The sequence below is a fragment of the Paraburkholderia sp. SIMBA_027 genome, assembly GCF_046535315.1.
GTDB lineage: Bacteria > Pseudomonadota > Gammaproteobacteria > Burkholderiales > Burkholderiaceae > Paraburkholderia > Paraburkholderia tropica.
Window position 1 is genome coordinate 1 of the sequence record NZ_JAWRWY010001502.1, and the last position, 240, is coordinate 240.

Annotated in this window: 1 pseudogene; it reads right to left on the reverse strand. The window is 60.0% G+C overall.

The features are described from left to right. Window positions 1–240: pseudogene (locus SB764_RS44200) on the reverse strand (carbamoyl phosphate synthase); the annotation flags it as partial.

Here is a 240-nt window from a genome sequence, read left to right on the forward strand (position 1 = left end):
GTGACGACTTCGGTGACCGTGTGCTCGACCTGGATACGCGGGTTGACTTCGATGAAGTAGAATTTGCCGGTATCGGCATCCATCAGATATTCGACGGTGCCGGCACCGATATAGTTGGTGGCCTTGGCGATCTTCAGCGAATAGGCGGCCAGTTCCTGGCGCTGCGCTTCGGAGAGATAAGGTGCGGGCGCCCGCTCGACGACCTTCTGGTTGCGGCGCTGGATGGAGCAGTCACGCTCG